At 60.0% G+C, this 19134-nt stretch carries 21 protein-coding genes and 1 pseudogene; 12 read left to right on the forward strand and 10 right to left on the reverse strand.

The window, feature by feature from the left end; translation table 11 throughout:
• Positions 1-249: 249 nt before the first annotated feature.
• Positions 250-1809, reverse strand: a complete 1560-nt coding sequence (locus ACA067_RS24410; RefSeq protein WP_497458861.1) for a sigma-54-dependent transcriptional regulator — start codon at positions 1807-1809, stop codon at positions 250-252.
• A 434-nt stretch (positions 1810-2243) separates the two neighbouring features.
• Here ACA067_RS24410 and phhA point away from each other — a divergent pair, with 434 nt between their 5' ends.
• The 6 genes from phhA (at position 2244) to ACA067_RS24440 (ending at position 6740) form a co-directional block, all read left to right on the forward strand.
• The gene (gene phhA, locus ACA067_RS24415; RefSeq protein ID WP_497458862.1) at positions 2244-3029 is read left to right on the forward strand and encodes a phenylalanine 4-monooxygenase; all 786 of its coding nucleotides are present in this window, start codon (positions 2244-2246) and stop codon (positions 3027-3029) included.
• A 117-nt stretch (positions 3030-3146) separates the two neighbouring features.
• Positions 3147-3503, forward strand: a complete 357-nt coding sequence (locus tag ACA067_RS24420; RefSeq protein WP_428269888.1) for a 4a-hydroxytetrahydrobiopterin dehydratase — start codon at positions 3147-3149, stop codon at positions 3501-3503.
• A complete protein-coding gene (locus ACA067_RS24425; RefSeq protein WP_497458863.1) occupies positions 3503-4696 on the forward strand; it encodes an amino acid aminotransferase in 1194 nt (397 codons plus the stop codon). Before ACA067_RS24420 ends, ACA067_RS24425 begins: the two co-directional genes overlap by 1 nt.
• Positions 4697-5030: 334 nt before the next feature.
• Positions 5031-5162 (forward strand): hypothetical protein, encoded by a 132-nt coding sequence (locus ACA067_RS24430; protein ID WP_307328006.1) that lies wholly within the window; start codon positions 5031-5033, stop codon positions 5160-5162.
• 77 nt (positions 5163-5239) lie between these two features.
• Entirely contained in the window at positions 5240-5425 is a 186-nt protein-coding gene (locus tag ACA067_RS24435; RefSeq protein ID WP_497458864.1) for a hypothetical protein, read from the forward strand.
• 100 nt (positions 5426-5525) lie between these two features.
• Entirely contained in the window at positions 5526-6740 is a 1215-nt protein-coding gene (locus tag ACA067_RS24440; RefSeq protein WP_497458865.1) for an MFS transporter, read from the forward strand.
• On the opposite strand, the gene arfB is transcribed toward ACA067_RS24440, so the two are convergent.
• Positions 6741-7154: an alternative ribosome rescue aminoacyl-tRNA hydrolase ArfB gene (arfB, locus tag ACA067_RS24445; protein WP_154977463.1), complete on the reverse strand. Its 414-nt coding sequence runs from the start codon at positions 7152-7154 to the stop codon at positions 6741-6743. It abuts the gene before it with no gap.
• Between the two features lie 283 nt (positions 7155-7437).
• On the opposite strand from arfB, the gene ACA067_RS24450 reads away from it, so the two are divergent.
• Positions 7438-7839, forward strand: coding sequence for a type II toxin-antitoxin system MqsA family antitoxin (locus ACA067_RS24450; protein ID WP_497458866.1), 402 nt, complete (start codon positions 7438-7440; stop codon positions 7837-7839).
• Between the two features lie 110 nt (positions 7840-7949).
• Here the strand turns inward: ACA067_RS24450 and ACA067_RS24455 are convergent, their stop codons facing one another.
• From ACA067_RS24455 to ACA067_RS24490, 8 genes are all read right to left on the reverse strand, one after another.
• The gene (locus ACA067_RS24455) at positions 7950-8645 is read right to left on the reverse strand and encodes a pentapeptide repeat-containing protein (protein WP_497458867.1); all 696 of its coding nucleotides are present in this window, start codon (positions 8643-8645) and stop codon (positions 7950-7952) included.
• Positions 8646-8753: 108 nt separating this feature from the next.
• Positions 8754-10172, reverse strand: coding sequence for an amino acid permease (locus tag ACA067_RS24460; protein WP_497458868.1), 1419 nt, complete (start codon positions 10170-10172; stop codon positions 8754-8756).
• Between the two features lie 966 nt (positions 10173-11138).
• The gene (gene rluB / locus ACA067_RS24465) at positions 11139-12437 is read right to left on the reverse strand and encodes a 23S rRNA pseudouridine(2605) synthase RluB (RefSeq protein WP_497458869.1); all 1299 of its coding nucleotides are present in this window, start codon (positions 12435-12437) and stop codon (positions 11139-11141) included.
• A 156-nt stretch (positions 12438-12593) separates the two neighbouring features.
• Positions 12594-12785 carry a DUF1289 domain-containing protein gene (locus tag ACA067_RS24470; protein ID WP_497458870.1) on the reverse strand — a complete coding sequence of 64 codons (192 nt, stop codon included), beginning with the start codon at positions 12783-12785 and terminating at the stop codon, positions 12594-12596.
• A gap of 143 nt (positions 12786-12928) precedes the next feature.
• Positions 12929-13933: an SMC-Scp complex subunit ScpB gene (scpB, locus tag ACA067_RS24475; RefSeq protein WP_497458871.1), complete on the reverse strand. Its 1005-nt coding sequence runs from the start codon at positions 13931-13933 to the stop codon at positions 12929-12931.
• An 11-nt stretch (positions 13934-13944) separates the two neighbouring features.
• Positions 13945-14763 (reverse strand): segregation and condensation protein A, encoded by an 819-nt coding sequence (locus ACA067_RS24480; protein ID WP_497458872.1) that lies wholly within the window; start codon positions 14761-14763, stop codon positions 13945-13947.
• Positions 14764-15393, reverse strand: coding sequence for an L-threonylcarbamoyladenylate synthase (locus ACA067_RS24485; RefSeq protein ID WP_497458873.1), 630 nt, complete (start codon positions 15391-15393; stop codon positions 14764-14766). It abuts the gene before it with no gap.
• A gap of 13 nt (positions 15394-15406) precedes the next feature.
• On the reverse strand, positions 15407-16270 hold the full coding sequence (locus tag ACA067_RS24490) for a PHP domain-containing protein (protein WP_497458874.1): 864 nt from the start codon (positions 16268-16270) through the stop codon (positions 15407-15409).
• 87 nt (positions 16271-16357) lie between these two features.
• On the opposite strand from ACA067_RS24490, the gene ACA067_RS24495 reads away from it, so the two are divergent.
• The 5 genes and pseudogenes from ACA067_RS24495 to ACA067_RS24515 all read left to right on the forward strand — a co-directional run bounded on the left by ACA067_RS24495 (position 16358) and on the right by ACA067_RS24515 (position 19023).
• Positions 16358-16954: a septation protein A gene (locus ACA067_RS24495; protein WP_497458875.1), complete on the forward strand. Its 597-nt coding sequence runs from the start codon at positions 16358-16360 to the stop codon at positions 16952-16954.
• Position 16955: 1 nt separating this feature from the next.
• On the forward strand, positions 16956-17255 hold the full coding sequence (locus ACA067_RS24500) for a YciI family protein (RefSeq protein WP_497458876.1): 300 nt from the start codon (positions 16956-16958) through the stop codon (positions 17253-17255).
• A 123-nt stretch (positions 17256-17378) separates the two neighbouring features.
• Positions 17379-17538, forward strand: a pseudogene (locus ACA067_RS24505) (translation initiation factor 2); the annotation flags it as partial.
• 7 nt (positions 17539-17545) lie between these two features.
• Complete coding sequence (locus tag ACA067_RS24510) at positions 17546-18223, forward strand: response regulator transcription factor (RefSeq protein ID WP_138968662.1); 678 nt, start codon at positions 17546-17548, stop codon at positions 18221-18223.
• Between the two features lie 353 nt (positions 18224-18576).
• On the forward strand, positions 18577-19023 hold the full coding sequence (locus ACA067_RS24515; RefSeq protein ID WP_150749095.1) for a Spy/CpxP family protein refolding chaperone: 447 nt from the start codon (positions 18577-18579) through the stop codon (positions 19021-19023).
• The last annotated feature ends 111 nt before the right edge of the window (positions 19024-19134 follow it).

The following is a 19134-nucleotide window of genomic DNA, read 5'->3' on the forward strand; positions in this document are numbered from 1 at the left end:
TGTTATGCCGCTTCGCGGCAACACCTGACCTTGAGGCTGGCAGGTCTACCGCTATCGCGAGCAAGCTCGCTCCCACAGTGGATTGTGTCGCACCAACGATCCCTGTGGGAGCGAGCTTGCTCGCGATGAGGCCTGTACCAACACAGCAAATATCCGCTATGTCCCCCACAGAGGATTGTGTTGCACCAACGATCCCTGTGGGAGCGAGCTTGCTCGCGAAGAGGCCTGCACCAACACAGCAAATACCCGCTATGTCTCAGTCTTGCCCACCTCATATTCGCGCAACTTGTTGGCAATGGTGGTATGGGAAACCCCCAACCGCTTCCCCAGTTGCCGACTGCTCGGATGCTCGGAATACAGCCGCTCCAGCACCGCCTTCTCGAAGCGCCCGACAATCTCGTCCAGCCCACCCTCCAGCGAGAAATCGCCAAGCGGCTGACGCACCCCGTAATCCGGCAGTCGAATGTGTTCGGCCTTGACCGTCCCGCCCTCGCACAACGAAACCGCCTGGAACAACACGTTCTCCAACTGCCGGACATTACCCGGCCAATGGTAGTGACTGAGCCGCTCCATCGCCGCCGGCGCCAGTTTCGGCAGCGGGCAACCGATCTGCCGGCTGGCCTGATCGAGGAAGTGTTCCACCAGCGGCGTCAACCCGTCGAGACACTCGCGCAATGGCGGGATATGCAACGACAGCACGTTCAGGCGGTGATACAGGTCCTGGCGAAACTCCCCGCGAGCGCACAGCTCGGACAGGTCGACCTGGGTCGCGCAGATCACGCGCACATCCAGATAAACCTCTTCATCACTGCCTACACGACGGAAGCAACCGTCCTGCAGGAAGCGCAGCAATTTCACCTGCAGACGCGGGCTCATTTCGCCGACGCCGTCGAGAAAGAGCGTACCGCCCGAGGTCAGCTCCAGCAGCCCGAGCTTGCCTTCGGCCCGCGCCCCTTCGAAGGCACCGGGGCCGTAGCCGAACAACTCGGTCTCGGCCATGGATTCCGGCAGGCCGGCGCAGTTGAGCGCCATCAGCGGTGACTGTCCACGAGGGCTCGCCAGGTGGCAGGCTCGCGCCAGCAATTCCTTGCCGGTGCCGGTTTCGCCTTCTATCAATAGCGGCGCATCCAGTGGCGCCATGCGTCGGGCTTCGCGCACCACGGCGGCCATTACTTTCGAACTCTGGAAGATGCTGTCGAACCCGCGCAGTTCCTGCTTGCGCACGTTATAAATACGCTCGCCCACCCGATCCGCGCGATGCAGGGTCAGCACCGCGCCGGCCATGGCTTCGCTGTCGTCATGCTCCGACTGCAACGGCGCAATGTCGGCGAGAAACACGTCGCCCTTGACCTTGACCCGCAGCCCATTGATCCGCGACTTGTTGGCGCGCACCAGTTCCGGCAAGTCGAAATCCTCGGCGTAGCGCGACAACGGGATCCCCGGCACCTCATCGACGCGCACCCCGAGCAACTGCGCCGCCGCGCGGTTGGCCGCAACGATCGAGCCGCCCATGTCGATCGACAGCACCGGAAACTCCAGCGCGCCGAGCAAGGCATTGAGCTCCATGTGCCGACGCTCGCTGGGCATCAGCCCTACCCGCTTGACCCCGAAGACCCCGGCAATCGATTCGAATTTCGGCCGTAGCGCCTGGAACTGAATGTTGATCAGGTTCGGGCAATGCAGGTAGATGGCATTGCCATGCTCACCGCCGACCTCGCCGCGAGCGACGTTGATCCCGTACTCCACCAGCAGGTTGAGAATGTCGCGCAGGATGCCGATGCGGTTCTGGCAGTGGACTTTGATACGCATATAAAAGGCCCGAAAAAACGGTGAATGAGGTTTTGATGCTGGACGCATAACCTGTGGGAGCGAGCTTGCTCCGGGCGGCGTTCCGACGATAGCGGTGTGTCAGGCGACAACAATTTGCATGACACACCGCTATCGTCGGAACGCCGCCCGGAGCAAGCTCGCTCCCACAGGGGTATGTGCAGTGTTCTCGGCCCTATTTATTTGCCGAGACGCTCAGATAGTCGTCAAGATTATGTGACACCTGGAGGCCATTTCAAACCCGCAGATCTCAATACTTGCGCGGCAACCGGAAAACCGTAACGAATACTTTACGAAAATCGAAGTATTTTCCTGTGCGCAAGGCCAACCACCTGCTGCAACGCCGAACACCTTGGGGTATTTCTAAGTCCATAGCAGGACATAACAAGAACGAAATCCCCTAGCAGGAGAGCAGCATGAAGCAGACGCACTACGTGGCCCGCGAGCCCGATGCGCAAGGTTTTATCGACTACCCCGCCGAAGAACACGCGGTGTGGAACACGCTGATCACTCGCCAACTGAAAGTGATCGAAGGGCGTGCGTGCCAGGAATACCTGGACGGTATCGAAAAACTCGGCCTGCCCCACGACCGCATTCCGCAACTGGGCGAGATCAACAAGGTCCTCGGTGAAACCACCGGCTGGCAAGTTGCCCGGGTGCCTGCATTGATCCCCTTCCAGACCTTTTTCGAATTGCTCGCCAACAAGCAGTTTCCGGTGGCGACCTTTATTCGCACCCGCGAAGAGCTGGATTACCTGCAAGAGCCGGATATTTTCCACGAGATCTTCGGTCACTGCCCGCTGCTGACCAACCCCTGGTTCGCCGAATTCACCCACACCTACGGCAAACTCGGCCTGCAGGCGACCAAGGAAGAACGCGTGTACCTGGCGCGCCTGTACTGGATGACCATCGAGTTTGGCCTGGTCGATACGCCGCAAGGCATGCGCATTTACGGCGGCGGCATTCTCTCCTCGCCTAAAGAAACCGTTTACTGCCTGTCGGACGAACCTGAGCATCAGACGTTCGATCCGCTGGAATGCATGCGCACGCCGTATCGCATCGACATCCTACAGCCCTTGTATTTTGTCCTGCCGAACCTCAAGCGCCTGTTCGATGTGGCTCATGAAGACATCATGAGCATGGTCAAGCAAGGCATGCAGCTGGGCTTGCACACACCGAAATTTCCGCCGAAAGCCGCGTGATCCGCTGCTTTTAGAATCAAGTGAGCCTGTCAGGAACCGACGCTTTGGTTTAGCGTGGTGAGACCGCGCGGTTCCGCTGACGGCCGATGTCCAATAATTCGATTTCAGGAACCCATCATGTCCACATTGAACCAAGCCCACTGCGAAGCCTGCCAAGCCGGTGCCCCTCAGGTCAGCGACGAAGAACTGCCAGTACTGATCAAGCAGATCCCTGACTGGAACATCGAAGTCCGCGACGGCGTGATGCAGCTGGAAAAAGTGTTCCTGTTCAAGAATTTCAAGCACGCCCTGGCGTTCACCAACGCCGTCGGTGAAATCTCCGAGGCCGAAGGTCACCACCCGGGCCTGTTGACCGAGTGGGGCAAAGTCACCGTGACCTGGTGGAGCCACTCCATCAAGGGCCTGCACCGCAACGACTTCATCATGGCCGCGCGCACTGATGTAGTGGCCAAGGACGCCGAGGGCCGCAAATAATGCATTTCGACGCCATAGGCCGAGTACCCGGCGACCCGATCCTCGGCCTGATGGAGGCCTATGCGCAGGACCCCAACCCGCGCAAATTCGACCTCGGCGTGGGCGTCTACAAAGATGCCCAGGGGCTGACTTCGATTCCTCAGGCGGTGAAACTCGCCGAGGCGCGACTGGTGGATCGCCAGGCCACCAAGACCTACATCGGTGGTCACGGCGAACCGGCGTTCGGCAAAGTCATCAATGAGCTGGTACTGGGTGCCGACTCTGCGCTGATCGCCGAACAACGGGCCGGTGTGACGCAGACGCCAGGCGGCACCGGTGCGTTGCGCTTGAGCGCAGACTTCATCGCCCAGTGCCTGCCGGGCCGTGGCGTATGGTTGAGCAATCCGACCTGGCCGATTCACGAAACCATCTTCGCCGCGGCGGGCGTCAAGGTCAGTCACTACCCTTACGTGGGCAGCGACAACCGTCTCGATGTCGATGCCATGCTGGCGGCACTCGAAGCAGCGCCAAAGGGTGATGTGGTACTGCTGCACGCCTGCTGCCACAACCCGACCGGGTTCGACCTGTCCCATGACGACTGGCGCCGGGTACTGAAGGTGGTGCGCGACCGCGACCTGTTGCCCCTGATTGACTTTGCCTACCAGGGCTTCGGCGATGGCCTGGAACAGGATGCCTGGTCGACCCGGCTGTTCGCCGCCGAGTTGCCGGAAGTGTTGATCACCAGTTCCTGCTCGAAGAACTTCGGCCTGTACCGCGACCGTACCGGCGCGTTGATTGTCTGCGCGAAGACCGCTGACAAGCTGGTGGATATCCGCAGCCAACTGGCCAACATCGCCCGCAACCTGTGGTCGACGCCGCCGGATCACGGTGCCGCTGTCGTGGCGACCATCCTTGGCGATCCGCAGCTGAAAAGTCTCTGGGCTGATGAAGTGGAGACGATGCGCTTGCGTATTGCCCAGCTGCGCAGCGGCCTGGTGGAAGCCCTTGAGCCACACGGGTTGCGCGAGCGCTTTGCGCATATCGGTGTACAGCGCGGGATGTTTTCCTACACAGGGTTGACGCCGGAGCAGGTAAAAAAACTGCGTGATCAGCACAGCGTGTACATGGTCGGCACTGGCCGGGCGAACGTGGCGGGGATTGATGCGACGCGCCTGGATCTGCTGGCCGAGGCAATTGCTGACGTCTGCAAATAACCATCAAACACCGCAATCCCCTGTAGGAGCTGGCTTGCCAGCGAAGACGGTGTGTCAGCCAAAACATGTATCGACTGACACACCGCCTTCGCTGGCAAGCCAGGCTCCTACACGGGGTGGAGGTGTGTCAGCACGTTTATGTATTGCCTGACACGCCGTCTTCGCTGGCAAGCCAGCTCCTACAGGGGCCAGCCGGCCTGTCTATACAACCCCATCCGTCGAAACAAATGGATATAAAAGTCTATGTGTCCTTTCGACTGCTGTATCCTTCCCAGGCTTTTTTAAAAGCGCGGATCTACCCAGATCTATCAACAGACTTTGCGAGGAGCGCGATATGCACGAGATCCCTAATCTCCCCTTCCCAAGCCTGCACGAAACTGAGCAGACGACCACGCAACAAGCCGGTGCCCAACAGCCCGAGCCGAAAGAAGCATCTGAACGCCGCCAGGCCGACAGCGAAGACTGAAACACCTGCAATGCCAGACCGTGTGGAAAGCGCTAACATGCGCTTTCCACACCGCCTGAACCCTTGAGCCCCGCCCCATGACCAACGAATTCAATGAGAGCCAGGCCAGCATCCTGATCGGCACAGCCGAGAAGATGATCGAGATCTGGAATCGCCTGCCCCCCGAAAAAAAAGCCGCCTTGCTCGCCCGTTTCGGCAGCGAAGAAAACGCGTTGGCCGCCCTGGTCACGACGCAACTGGTTGCTCCGCATCACCCTGAATAACCCTCTGCGGCAAATAGTTTTACTTTTCCACGACCCGCGGCCGCTTGCGCCGTTATCATAAGCAGCCTATCTATCCTGCTGCCCCGTGGACCTTTACCTCATGTCTGAAAACCAGCGCCCCCTGGCGGTCACGCTGCAAGTCGTCTCCATCGTCCTGTTTACCTTCATCGGCTACCTCAACATCGGCATTCCCCTGGCCGTATTGCCGGGCTACGTCCACAGCGACCTGGGTTTCGGCGCGGTGATCGCCGGCCTGGTGATCAGCGTGCAATACCTGGCCACCCTGCTCAGCCGGCCCTATGCCGGGAAGATCATCGATAACAAGGGCAGCAAACTCGCGGTGATGTACGGCCTCGCCGGTTGCGGCTTGAGCGGTGTGTTCATGCTGATTTCGGCCTGGACCCAGAGCCTGCCGACCTTGAGCCTGATCAGCCTGTTGATCGGCCGACTGGTGCTCGGCAGCGCGGAAAGCCTGGTCGGCTCGGGCTCGATCGGCTGGGGCATCGGCCGGGTCGGCGCGGCGAACACCGCCAAGGTCATCTCCTGGAACGGCATCGCCAGCTATGGCGCACTGGCTATCGGCGCACCGCTGGGAGTGCTGCTGGTCAATCAACTGGGCTTGTGGAGCATGGGCGTGAGTATCGTGCTGCTGGCCATCCTCGGCCTGGCGCTGGCCTGGCCGAAAACCGCGGCGCCGATCGTGGTCGGTGAACGCTTGCCGTTCATGCATGTGCTGGGGCGGGTGCTGCCCCATGGCTGCGGACTGGCGCTGGGCTCCATCGGTTTCGGCACTATCGCGACCTTCATCACCCTGTATTACGCCACGCAACACTGGGATAACGCGGTGCTGTGCCTGAGCCTGTTCGGCGCCAGCTTCATCGGCGCCCGGTTGCTGTTCGGCAACCTGATCAACCGCCTTGGCGGCTTTCGCGTGGCGATTGCCTGCCTGTCGGTGGAAACCCTCGGCCTGCTGCTGTTATGGCTGGCACCGGATGCCCACTGGGCGCTGGCCGGCGCGGCATTGACCGGTTTCGGCTTCTCGCTGGTATTCCCGGCACTGGGCGTGGAAGCAGTCAACCTGGTGCCGGCCTCCAGCCGTGGGGCGGCAGTCGGGGCTTATTCGTTGTTCATCGATTTGTCGCTGGGGATTACCGGACCGCTGGCCGGGGCGATTGCGGCGGGTTTCGGTTTTGCCTCGATCTTCCTGTTCGCGGCCCTCGCCGCCCTGAGCGGCCTGGTGCTGAGCGTTTACCTGTACCGCCAGGCGCCAAAACACCTTAATGAGAAGCACCGCGAAGAACGGGACGCGCGCTAGCTAGAAGTCGACCTTGCCACGCCCGGCCTTGATGCTGCCGCGCTTGGTCTTGGATTCGAGCCGACGCTTTTTCGATCCGAGGGTCGGCTTGGTCGGACGGCGTTTCTTTTCGACCTTGGTGGCGCTGAGGATCAACTCGGTCAGGCGCTCCAGCGCGTCGGCGCGATTGGCTTCCTGGGTGCGGTATTGCTGGGCCTTGATGATCAACACGCCTTCGCTGGTGATCCGACTGTCCCGCAGCGCCAGCAGCCGCTCCTTGTAGAACTCGGGCAAGGACGAGGCCGGAATGTCGAAGCGCAGGTGCACCGCGCTGGAGACCTTGTTGACGTTCTGCCCACCCGCCCCCTGGGCACGAATGGCCGTCAACTCGATCTCGGCATCCGGCAGATGCACGTTGTTGGAAATCTTCAGCATGGGATTCTCACTCAAATTCCTCAAAGCTCACCGCAGCAGGAAAACCCTTTATTGGTAGGTAGTTAGCGAGCCTTCTATTATCCAAATGTTTCATTCGGCAACGCCCTTTTCATTACAAACGGGAACCAAACGGGAAAAATGGCCAAGTGTATTCGACTGACAGAAATGGAAGCCTATAACGTCAAAGGCAAAAAATCCGAACCGCACGAGAAAGCAATTAACCAATTTTGAAACTGACGGTTATTGATGACGTGCTGATCGTATCCTTTAAGGAGCTATAAACATGAAATGTCCTGTTTGCGGCGCAGCTGAACTCATCCATGACACCCGCGACCTGCCGTATACCTACAAAGGTGAAACCACTGTCATTGCGGCGGTGACGGGCGACTTCTGCCCCGCCTGTGCCGAATCTGTTTTGGGTGCAGTTGAGTCGGATCGTGTCATGCGTGAAATGCGTGCTTTCACGAAGCAGATCAATGCGGCCATTGTCGATCCGGGCTTTATCACGACCGTGCGCAAAAAGCTCGATCTTGACCAGCGTGAAGCGGCTGAGATTTTCGGCGGCGGCGTCAATGCGTTCTCGCGCTATGAGAATGGCAAGACCAAGCCCCCATTGGCCCTGGTCAAGCTGCTCAAGGTGCTTGATCGTCACCCTGAACTGCTGAACGAAGTCAAAGCGTATTAACACACCGGCATTGGCCGGTGTGCCTGGCTGATCCACCGGTTCTGGCGGGCAAAAAAACCGCCTTATCAGGACGGTTTTCCGCAAGCTCAGTGAGGAGCTGGCTTGCTGTGCTATGCGACCGATAAACCCAGTTCCGACAGCAGCATCGAGGCTTGTGCGCGAGAAATCACCGCCCCCTTGAACAGTTTGGCATCATTGAGTCGAAAGCCGCTCAAATCGGCGCCGCGCAAATCCGCACCGGCAAATGTCGCGCCATTGATACGGGCATGCGCCAGGCTGCAATCGACAAACTCGGCCTTGCGAAAGTCCGCATCGCTCAGGTCCGCCTCGGAGAAATCCAGGTTGTTCAGCGTGCTTCTGGCGAAAGACATCCCCGGTAAAAAAGCACTGTTGAGTCGTGTTTCATTGAACGAAAGACCCAGGCTCGAACAGTGACTGAAATTGGCGCCTGTCAGCTTGCAGCCGTTGAACACGACTTGCGCCAACTTGGCTCGCTGCCACCGCGTGTTATTCAGATCACAATTGCTGAACGATGCTTCCAGCAGGTGCGCTGCTTCGAAAATCCCGTGCGCCCCCCGGCACCCCTTCCACTGCGTGCCCTCCAGACGAGCCCCGAGAAACTGACTGCGCAGCAAGGTGCAGCGCTGGAACTCGCAGTGATCCAGCACCAACCGCGACAAATCGGCGTCGGTGAAGTCCACACCAATGAAGCGCAGCGGCAAGCCGTGATGATCAATCGCCGCCTGAACGTCCTCACGGGCCAATAGGCCGCCTTCTATTTCGTGGTGCGTTTGTCCTTCGCTCATGCTTGCCTCCTGTCCTTTTTATCTGGCGCGGGCAGTCTATCGTCACCTCGCGTAGGACCGCAGACAAAAAAACCGGCAGAAGCCGGCTTTTTTGTTGTCATCCTGTTCCTACTTGATCGCGGAGCCGGCCACAGCGGCGCCGTGGTCACGACGCTTGTTCTTGATGCCGTAGCAGACCCACATGAATGCAACCCACACCGGAATCGCATACACCGAGATCTGGATCCCCGGGATCAACAGCATCACGCCGAGGATGAACACCACGAACGCCAGGCATACGTAGTTCCCGTACGGGTACCACAACGCCTTGAACAGCGGCGTCTGCCGGGTTTTGTCCATGTGCTGGCGGAACTTGAAGTGCGAGAAGCTGATCATTGCCCAGTTGATCACCAGCGTCGCGACCACCAGTGACATCAACAGCTCAAGGGCGCTATGCGGAATCAGGTAGTTCAGCAGCACGGCGATCAGCGTCACTGCGGCCGAAGCCAGGATCGATCGCACAGGCACACCGCGCTTGTCGATCTTCGCCAGGGCTTTCGGCGCATCGCCCTGCTCGGCCATGCCCAGCAGCATGCGGCTGTTGCAGTAGGTGCCGCTGTTGTACACCGACAATGCCGCGGTCAGGACCACGAAGTTGAGGATGTGCGCGGCGGTGTTGCTGCCAAGCATCGAGAACACTTGTACGAACGGGCTGCCGCTGTAGGAGTCGCCGGAGGCGTTCAGGGTCGCCAGCAGGCTGTCCCATGGCGTCAGCGACAGCAGAATGACCAGCGCACCGATGTAGAAAATCAGGATCCGGTAGATCACCTGGTTGATGGCTTTGGGGATCACGGTTTTCGGCTTGTCGGCTTCTGCCGCGGTGAAACCGAGCATTTCCAGGCCGCCGAAGGAGAACATGATAATCGCCATGGCCATCACCAGACCGCTGACGCCGTTCGGGAAGAAGCCGCCGTGGGACCACAGGTTGGTCACCGAAGCTTGCGGACCGCCGTTGCCGCTGACCAGCAGGTAGCTGCCGAGGGCAATCATGCCGACGATGGCCACGACCTTGATGATCGCAAACCAGAACTCGGCCTCGCCAAAGACTTTGACGTTGGCCAGGTTGATCAGGTTGATCAGCACGAAGAACCCGGCGGCCGAGACCCAGGTCGGGATGTCCGGCGCCCAGTAGTGGATGTATTTGCCGACCGCGGTCAGCTCCGACATGCCCACCAGGATGTACAGGATCCAGCAGTTCCAGCCCGACAGGAAGCCGGCGAAACCGCCCCAGTACTTGTGCGCGAAGTGGCTGAAGGAACCGGCCACCGGCTCCTCGACAATCATTTCGCCGAGCTGGCGCATGATCATGAAAGCAATGAAGCCGCAGATGGCGTAGCCGAGGATCATCGACGGGCCAGCGGATTTCAGGACGCCGGCCGAGCCGAGGAACAGTCCGGTACCGATCGCGCCACCGAGGGCGATCAGTTGAATATGGCGATTTTTCAGGCCGCGCTTCAGCTCGCCTGAATGCGAGTTTTGTCCACTCATGAAAAGGGTCTCACGCAAGGTTTGATGATGTTCGTTAGACGTTGCTGCTCGGTTACGGCTTCAAGCAGCGCCGATCAAACCCCAGCGCAGGCACCGGGAGTCCAGCGTTTTTACAACGGTCATGCGTCACCTGTTTGTTTTTATCTGTGACGAAATCGGACCCGACACGCTCGTGACGTGGCGGAGTGAACAAGGCGGATAACCTTGAGGTTTGCGCAGATGCGCAGGAGGTCACAGTTAAAACGCGGCGCATTGTACACCTGTAACCCCCTGCTGCCAGACACCGTTGGATCAACGTGTCGTTTGCCGGGATTGCCTGTGTCCGCCCCGAGGGTCTCGGGCGGCTGCAAAAATTGAGTCAGACCTTTGCAGGTCCTGGACGGAGGCGGTAGAAAAATCGCCCGTTGGTGAGAGATGAAGATGAGTCACGGCGTACATTGCGCCTCCTTCTTGTTATGCACCTGCACGACAGGCATGGGGCGCATCTGATCCTTGATGAGGCTTTGAAACAAGCGGGCCAGAGGGCTGTGAAGGGTGCGCAATGGCAAGCGGATGGAAGTATTTCCTTACAGTATCTGGAGAATCCCGATTCCAAAGGAGTGAGGAGTAGATTTCGTAAGATTTTCGTTACGGGGCGTAACGCTGGTTTTCCGGTCCGAGTCCAGTGGAGTTGCCACTGGCGCTATCGCGAGCAAGCTCGCTCCCACAGGTTTAGTGGGTGTATGCAAAATTTGGAGTTGCCTGCTCCCACAGGATTAATGGGTGTATGCAGAACTCGGGTCATCTGCTCTCAAAGGGTTCACAGGTGTACGCACAATTCGGGATCAGCCACAATCACTGTGGGAGCGAGCTTGGTCCGGGCGGCGTTCCGACGAAGGCGTCAGTACAGGCACCACCTCACCCAATGAAAGCAGCAAAAAAAAACGCCAACCCGAAGGTTGGCGTTTTTCATGAAGCGCTTACCGATTACTCAGGCTTGCGACGACCAAAGCCCGGACGCTGGCCGGAGCCGGCTGGGGCGCCGCGGCGTTTGCCCGATGGCGCGTCCTTGTCGACCAGGACGATCCCTGGGCGTTTCTTCGGCGCTGGCTTGGCCGGGCGCTTGGTGTCGGACGGACGGTCCGCCACTGGCGTGCCGCGTGCCGAATCACCACGAGGTTCACCACGACCTGCCGGGGCGCCGCGATCACTGCGACCACCGCTTGGTGCACCGCGGCCTTCACCGCGTTCGGTGCGACCGTTGGCCGGACGCGGCGTGCGTGGACCGCGCTCGCCGTCCGCACGGGGTGCTGCTGGCTTGCGGGCCGGACGCTCGCCTTCGATTTGCGGTTCACGGGAGTCACGCGGCGTAGCAGCGGTCTGGTTACCGATGGCTGGACGCAACGAACGCACGCGCTCGGTCTTGCCCATCGGACGCGACGATTTACGCTGCATGCGATCGAGCTTGTCTTTGCTCTTGGCGTTCATCTGCGGCATGGCCACCGGCGTCAGGCCTACTTCAGCACTCAGAATGTCGACTTCGTACTGGCTCATTTCGCGCCAGCGACCCATCGGCAGGTCGGAATTGAGGAACACCGGACCGAAACGCACGCGCTTCAGACGACTGACCACCAGGCCCTGGGATTCCCACAGGCGACGGACTTCGCGGTTGCGACCTTCCATGACCACGCAGTGGTACCAGTGGTTGAAACCTTCGCCGCCGGGCGCCTGCTTGATGTCGGTGAACTTGGCCGGGCCGTCTTCGAGGACGACGCCTGCCTTCAAGCGCTCGATCATCTCATCATCGACTTCGCCACGCACACGGACTGCGTATTCACGGTCCATTTCGTAGGAAGGGTGCATCAGGCGGTTGGCCAGCTCACCGTCGGTGGTGAACATCAGCAGACCGGTGGTGTTGATGTCCAGGCGGCCGATGTTGATCCAGCGCCCTTCTTTCGGGCGCGGCATCTTGTCGAACACGGTCGGACGGCCTTCCGGGTCGAGGCGGGTGCAGATTTCGCCGTCGGGCTTGTTGTACATGATCACGCGGCGTACCGACTCGGCGGCTTCTTCGCGCTTGATCACCTTGCCATCGATGGTAATGGCGTCGTGCATGTCGACACGCAGGCCGAGGGTGGCGTCTTTGCCATTGACCTTGATGCGGCCGTGGCTGATCCAGGCTTCTACGTCACGGCGCGAGCCGACGCCGATACGGGCGAGGACTTTCTGCAGCTTTTCGCCTGCAGGGCCGATTTCCTGGTCGTCTTTCTGGTCTTTGATACTCATCTGGGCACCTCCCGGTGTGGTCTGTTCAGGCAGCCCTGAAGTGAGGGGCCTGAAGCGTTGAAAGCTGGGTACTCGGGCGAAGGGATCGCCGGAGGGTCGCGAATCATACGCTCATGCGGGCGCTCGCGCATCAGAGACTAGTCGACGCAGGCCAGATTATTTGTTTTTCCGCCGACCGGTGGCGCCGAGCCTGATCAACCGCAGCGCCGCCTCAGCCAGCACCGTGCGCTTGTCGACCTTGTCGAGTTTCTTCCAGGCCTTGATCTCGCGCTTGCTGCGGCCGCAGCCGATGCAGATGTCGTCGGTGAATTTGCAGAGGCTGATGCAGGGGTCTTTGGTAGAACTCATTACCAACTCCGGAACACATAATCCCTGTGGGAGCGAGCTTGCTCGCGATGAGGGAGTGTCAATCGACATCATTGTTGACTGACCCACCGCTATCGCGAGCAAGCTCGCTCCTACAGTAGGTCTCAACGGCCCGCAGATTCGAGTCAGTCGTCGAATTCGCGGCGTTCGGCCTCGATTGCTTCGGCGAGGGCTCGGGCTTCGGCTTCTTCGTCGCTCAACTCCGGTTCGGGTTTGTGCTGCTCTAGAGCAGCGACGGCGGCCAAAAGTTTTTCGCGAGCTTCGGCGACGCCAAGCACATCGTCTTCCTGCTCTTCTTCCTGCTCTAGTTCCGCCTCTTCTTCGTCTGTGGCTTCAGGCTCGACCTGAAGTTCAACTTCGATCTGAGGCTCAGGCTCAGGCTGTTCCAAAACCTCTTCAGTCTCAGTCACCGCCCCATCGCGCAGGATGTCGTCGAAATCAGTCTTGAGCCCCTCCTCCATTGTGTCCAGCTCCTGCAACAGCGTATGGAAACTGGTTTCTTCCTTCGGCTCTTCCGGCTCGGCACTGGCATCCGCCAGTTCTTGCAGCCCGGCCGGCACCGGTGCGTCGTCGAAATCCAGTACCGGATCGGGTTCAAGCTCGCGCAGCTCGGCCAGCGGCGGCAGATCGTCGAGGTTCTTCAGGTTGAAGTGATCGAGGAAGATTTTGGTGGTGGCGAACATCGCCGGTTTGCCGGGCACTTCGCGATAGCCGACGATGCGGATCCACTCGCGCTCCAGCAGGGTCTTGACGATGTGAGTGTTGACCGCCACACCCCGTACGTCTTCGATCTCGCCACGGGTGATCGGCTGGCGATAGGCGATCAGGGCCATGGTTTCGAGCATGGCGCGGGAATAGCGTTGCGGCCGCTCTTCCCACAGACGTCCTACCCATGGCGAGAACTTTTCGCGGATCTGCAGGCGATACCCGGAGGCGACTTCCTTCAGCTCGAAGGCGCGGCCGTCGCAGGACTTGGCCAGAATCGTCAGCGCTTTCTTGAAGACCGGCGGCTCGGGGCGTTCACCCTCTTCGAAAAGTTCGAACAGGCGTTCAAGCGATTGCGGTTTCCCCGAGGCCAACAGAAAGGCCTCAAGCAGTGGCGCGAGCTCGCGGGGTTCACTCAGGTTCATGATTCAACTCGTTATTCGGCTCGGGCCCGGACGTGGATCGCCGCGAACGGTTCATTCTGCACCAGCTCGACCAGGGATTCCTTGACCAGTTCGAGGATCGCCATAAAGGTCACCACCACCCCCAGGCGCCCTTCTTCAGCGGTGAACAGTTCGACAAATGGCACGAAACCGCCGCCCTTGAGCCGTTCCAGCACATCGCTCATGCGTTCGCGGGTGGACAATGCCTCGCGGCTGACCTGGTGGCTTTCGAACATGTCACCCCGACGCAGGACCTCGGCCATGGACATCAGCAGCTCCTCCAGGCTCACGTCCGGCAACAGCTTGCGCGCCCGGGCCTCAGGGGCGTCGAGCTTGGGCACCACCACGTCACGGCCAACGCGACTCAAGCCATCGATGCCTTCAGCGGCCGCCTTGAAGCGTTCGTACTCCTGCAAGCGCCGGATCAGTTCGGCGCGCGGGTCGTCTTCTTCGTCTTCGATGGTTTCGGCACGGGGCAGCAACATCCGCGACTTGATTTCGGCCAGCATCGCGGCCATCACCAGGTATTCCGCGGCCAGTTCCAGGCGCACCGACTGCATCAGTTCGACATAACCCATGTACTGACGGGTAATTTCCGCCACCGGGATGTCGAGGATGTTGATGTTCTGTTTGCGGATCAGATACAGCAGCAGGTCAAGGGGGCCTTCGAAGGCTTCGAGAAAAACCTCGAGCGCGTCCGGCGGGATATACAGGTCCAGCGGCATTTCCATGACCGCCTGGCCATAGACCATCGCGAAGGGCAGCTCTTGCTGGGCTTCGGCCTGACTGTCGACGGGTTCTACTGCGGACATCTAGGCCTCGGCCATGAATGGCGTGGGGTCGCCACAACCGACGCGGATCACTTCGGGCTCGCCATCAGCGAGGTTGATCACGGTGGACGCCTTGATCCCGCCGAAACCGCCGTCGATGATCAGGTCGACCTGATGCTCGAGCAACTGGCGCATTTCGTAAGGATCGCTCATCGGGTCGGTGTCGCCGGGCATGATCAGGGTCACGCTCATCAACGGTTCGCCGAGTTCTTCCAGCAGCGCCAGGGCAATCGGATGGGCCGGCACGCGCAGGCCGATGGTGCGTTTTTTCGGATGCAACAGCAGGCGCGGGACTTCGCGGGTGGCGTTGAGGATGAAGGTATAGGGGCCTGGCAGATGCGCCTTGAGCAGGCGGAAGGTGCCGGTGTCGATCTTGGCGAACAACCCCAGTTGCGACAGGTCACTGCAAATCAGCGCAAAGTTGTGCTTTTCATCCAGTTGACGCAAGCGGCGCACGCGTTCCACGGCGTTCTTGTCACCGATCTGGCAACCAATGGCGTAGGACGAGTCTGTGGGGTAAATCACCACCCCGCCGCTGCGGATGATCTCGACAGCCTGTTTGATCAGGCGCGCTTGCGGGTTTTCCGGATGAATCTGGAAAAATTGACTCACATTCTCTACCTGTTCAGACGGCGGCAATAATTGGGTCATGTTTGAATCGACACCACAATGGCGGCAGATCCTCCGGGAGCGGGCGGTATTCACCGATCTCGGACCAGCCTCCAGGGCCATGAAAATCACTGCCGGCGCTGACCAGCAGACCGAACTCACGGGCAAGAATCGCCAGGCTGCCCACTTGCTCGGCGGGCTGATGGCCATTGACCACTTCGATCGCGTGGCCCCCTGCTTGAATATAGTCGGCAATCAGCCGGCGACGTTTGCTGCGAGTGAAATCGTAATGCCAGGGATGCGCCAGGCTGACCCAGGCTTGCGCCGCGCGCAGGGTTTCGACGGTGTCCTCCAGGGTCGGCCAGTGTTGCTTGACGTCCCCCAGCTTGCCGGCGCCCAGCCATTTGCGGAACGCCTCGGCGCGATCCTTGACGTAACCCTCGCGCACCATCCAGTCGGCGAAATGCGGACGGGCCGGCGCGTTGCCGCTGTCGCCCAGTTCCTGCTGAATGGCCCGGGCACCTTCCAGCGCGCCCGGCATGCCTTTCAACGCCAACTTGCGGCTTATTTCTTCGGACCGTAGCCAGCGGCCATCGTGCAATCTTGCAATCGCCTCGACCAACGGTGGTGCATTCACATCAAATCCGTAGCCCAACACATGGATGGTCGCGCCGCCCCAGGTGCAGGACAATTCGACGCCATTGACCAGTTGCATGCCCAGCGCGAACGCCGCGCTGCGGGCCTCATCAAGGCCTTCGAGGGTGTCGTGATCGGTCAAGGCCAGGACTCGCACGCCTTTTTCGAACGCACGCGCAACCAGAACCGCAGGCGCCAAGGCGCCATCGGAGGCCGTGCTGTGGCAGTGCAAATCAACATTCACGGGGATGTATTACCTCAAATCAGCTGGCGCTATCGCGCGCCCATATGTTTGTTATTATGCCGCCACATCCTGCTTCTGGCTGCCACTGTGAAACAATTCATCGATTTCATCCCGCTCCTGCTGTTCTTCATTGTGTTCAAGATCGATCCACGGGTCGTCGACATTGCCGGTCACGAGGTCACTGTAGGCGGTATCTACAGCGCCACCGCGATGCTGATCGTCAGCTCCCTGGTGGTCTACGGCGCCCTCTATATCAAGCAGCGCAAGCTGGAGAAGAGCCAGTGGCTGACCCTCATCGCCTGCCTGGTCTTCGGCAGCCTGACCCTGGCGTTCCACAGCGAGACCTTCCTGAAATGGAAAGCCCCGGTAGTCAACTGGCTGTTTGCCCTGGCGTTCATCGGCAGCCACTTCGTCGGTGATCAATTGTTGATCAAACGCATCATGGGCCACGCGCTGACATTGCCAGAGCCGGTCTGGACCCGTTTGAACGTCGCCTGGATCGGGTTTTTCCTGTTCTGCGGTGCCGCCAATCTGTTCGTCGCCTTCACGTTCCAGGAATACTGGGTCGACTTCAAGGTCTTCGGCAGCCTGGGCCTGACCCTGCTGTTCCTGATCGCTCAGGGTATTTACCTGTCCCGCCATCTGCACGACGCCGAAACCACAACGCCAAAAACCGAGGACTGACATGCTTTACGCAATCATTGCCACAGACGTCGCCAACTCCCTGGAAGCCCGCCTGGCCGCACGGCCTGCCCACCTTGAGCGCCTGCAAGTGCTCAAAGGCGAAGGCCGCATCGTACTGGCCGGCCCGCACCCGGCCGTCGACAGCAATGATCCGGGGGCCGCGGGTTTCACCGGCAGCCTGATCGTCGCCGAATTCGATTCCCTGAGCGCCGCCCAGGCCTGGGCCGACGCCGATCCGTATATCGCCGCAGGCGTCTACGCCAATGTTGCGGTCAAGCCGTTCAAGCAAGTCCTCCCGTAATACCCCCTCGCGATGAACCTTATCGGTTCATCGCGCTCTCAACGCTCATTATTCTCGTTCACTGGCCGACAACCTGCCCAATCCCCGTATTGGAACCAGGCGTCGCGATGCGCAGAGGGGGCGTTGTGTCTGATGGTGGCAGCTGCCAACAGTCCGCTGCCGCGTCTATTGACCGACCCGGCAACAAGGGTTCGTCCTCGGAGCGGGAGTTGCACTATTGACCCTGCTCTGCGGTATCTTCGCCAGTGGTGCAAGCAGAATACGTCGGCAATGGCTAAATTGAGTGATTCATGAGCGAGTTGTTATTAATTGATGATGACCAGGAGCTGTGTGAGCTCCTGAGCAGTTGGCTGAGCCAGGAAGGCTTCCACGTCCGCGCCTGCCACGATGGCCGCAGCGCCCGTCGCGCGCTGGCTGAAACCTCGCCGGCGGCCGTGGTGCTGGACGTGATGCTGCCGGATGGCAGCGGCCTGGAATTGCTCAAGCAACTGCGCAGCGATCATCCGGACTTGCCGGTGCTGATGCTCTCGGCCCGGGGCGAGCCGCTGGATCGCATCCTCGGCCTGGAACTCGGTGCCGACGATTACCTGGCCAAACCCTGCGATCCACGGGAACTGACAGCGCGCTTGCGTGCCGTTTTGCGCCGCAGCCATCCGACGGCAGTGTCCAGCCAGCTTGAACTGGGCGACCTGTGTTTCAGCCCGGTGCGCGGCGTGGTCAGCATCGATCAACAGGAATTCACCCTCACCGTTTCCGAAAGCCGCCTGCTTGAAGCGCTGCTCAAGCAACCCGGTGAACCGCTGGACAAACAGGATCTGGCGCAGATCGCCCTCGGCCGCAAACTGACCCTGTACGACCGCAGCCTGGACATGCACATCAGCAATCTGCGCAAAAAAATCGGCCCGCATCCCGATGGCCGGCCGCGCATCGTTGCCCTGCGCAGCCGTGGTTACTACTACAGCCTCTGAACCCGAACGCGATCCCATTTGTGATCGGCCAAACGCCGCGGTTCCCTACGGGATCTGCCAAACACCGCGGCCCCCTATGGGATCTGCCAAACACCGCGGTCCCTGTAGGAGCTGCCGAAGGCTGCGATCTTTTGATCTTGCTTTTCGGCGGCTTTGAAAAGATCAAGATCAAAAGATCGCAGCCTTCGGCAGCTCCTACGGGGAGGCGTGATAGTTAGCGGGCAACGTGGTTTGTCAGCAAGGTACAAAATCGTCTTTACCCAAGCTTTACGCTCCGCTGACCGCCGCTGACCTTGATCTGCGTAATCTGCACTCATCCGGAACGTACCGGGAACGAGACAAGGAGATTCACCATGCGCAAGACTCTTATCGCTCTGATGTTCGCTGCCGCCCTGCCGACCGTTGCCATGGCCATGCCTGAAGGTGCCGGCCCGATGGGTCCGATGGACGGCTCGCGCCACGGCGGCCAGATGCACGGCATGCACGGCAAAGGCCCGTACAGCCAGCTGGACCTGAGTCGCGAACAGCGCGAGCAGATCCGCAAGATCATGGGCGAGCAGATGCACGAGCGTAAGCAAGTGGTCGACAAGTACCTGGAAAAACTGTCGCCAGCCGACCAGAAAGCCATGAAAGACGAAATGGCCGCCAACCACAAGAAAGCCGAAGCCGACGTGCGTGCCCTGCTGAAACCGGATCAACAGAAGCAATTCGACGAGATCCAGAAGAAAAAGGCCGAGCGCCGCGCGGAATGGGCCGAGTTCAAGGCCTGGAAAGCTCAACAGCCGCAAAAAGCGCAATAATGCGTTAATTCCAGCCCCAACAGTTCAACACTGTTGGGGCTGATGCCACTCGGTTAAATGTGGGAGCGGGCTTGCTCGCGAAGGCGGTGTGTCAGTCAAGATCTTCTCTAT

This window comes from Pseudomonas sp. LBUM1674 (assembly GCF_059695635.1).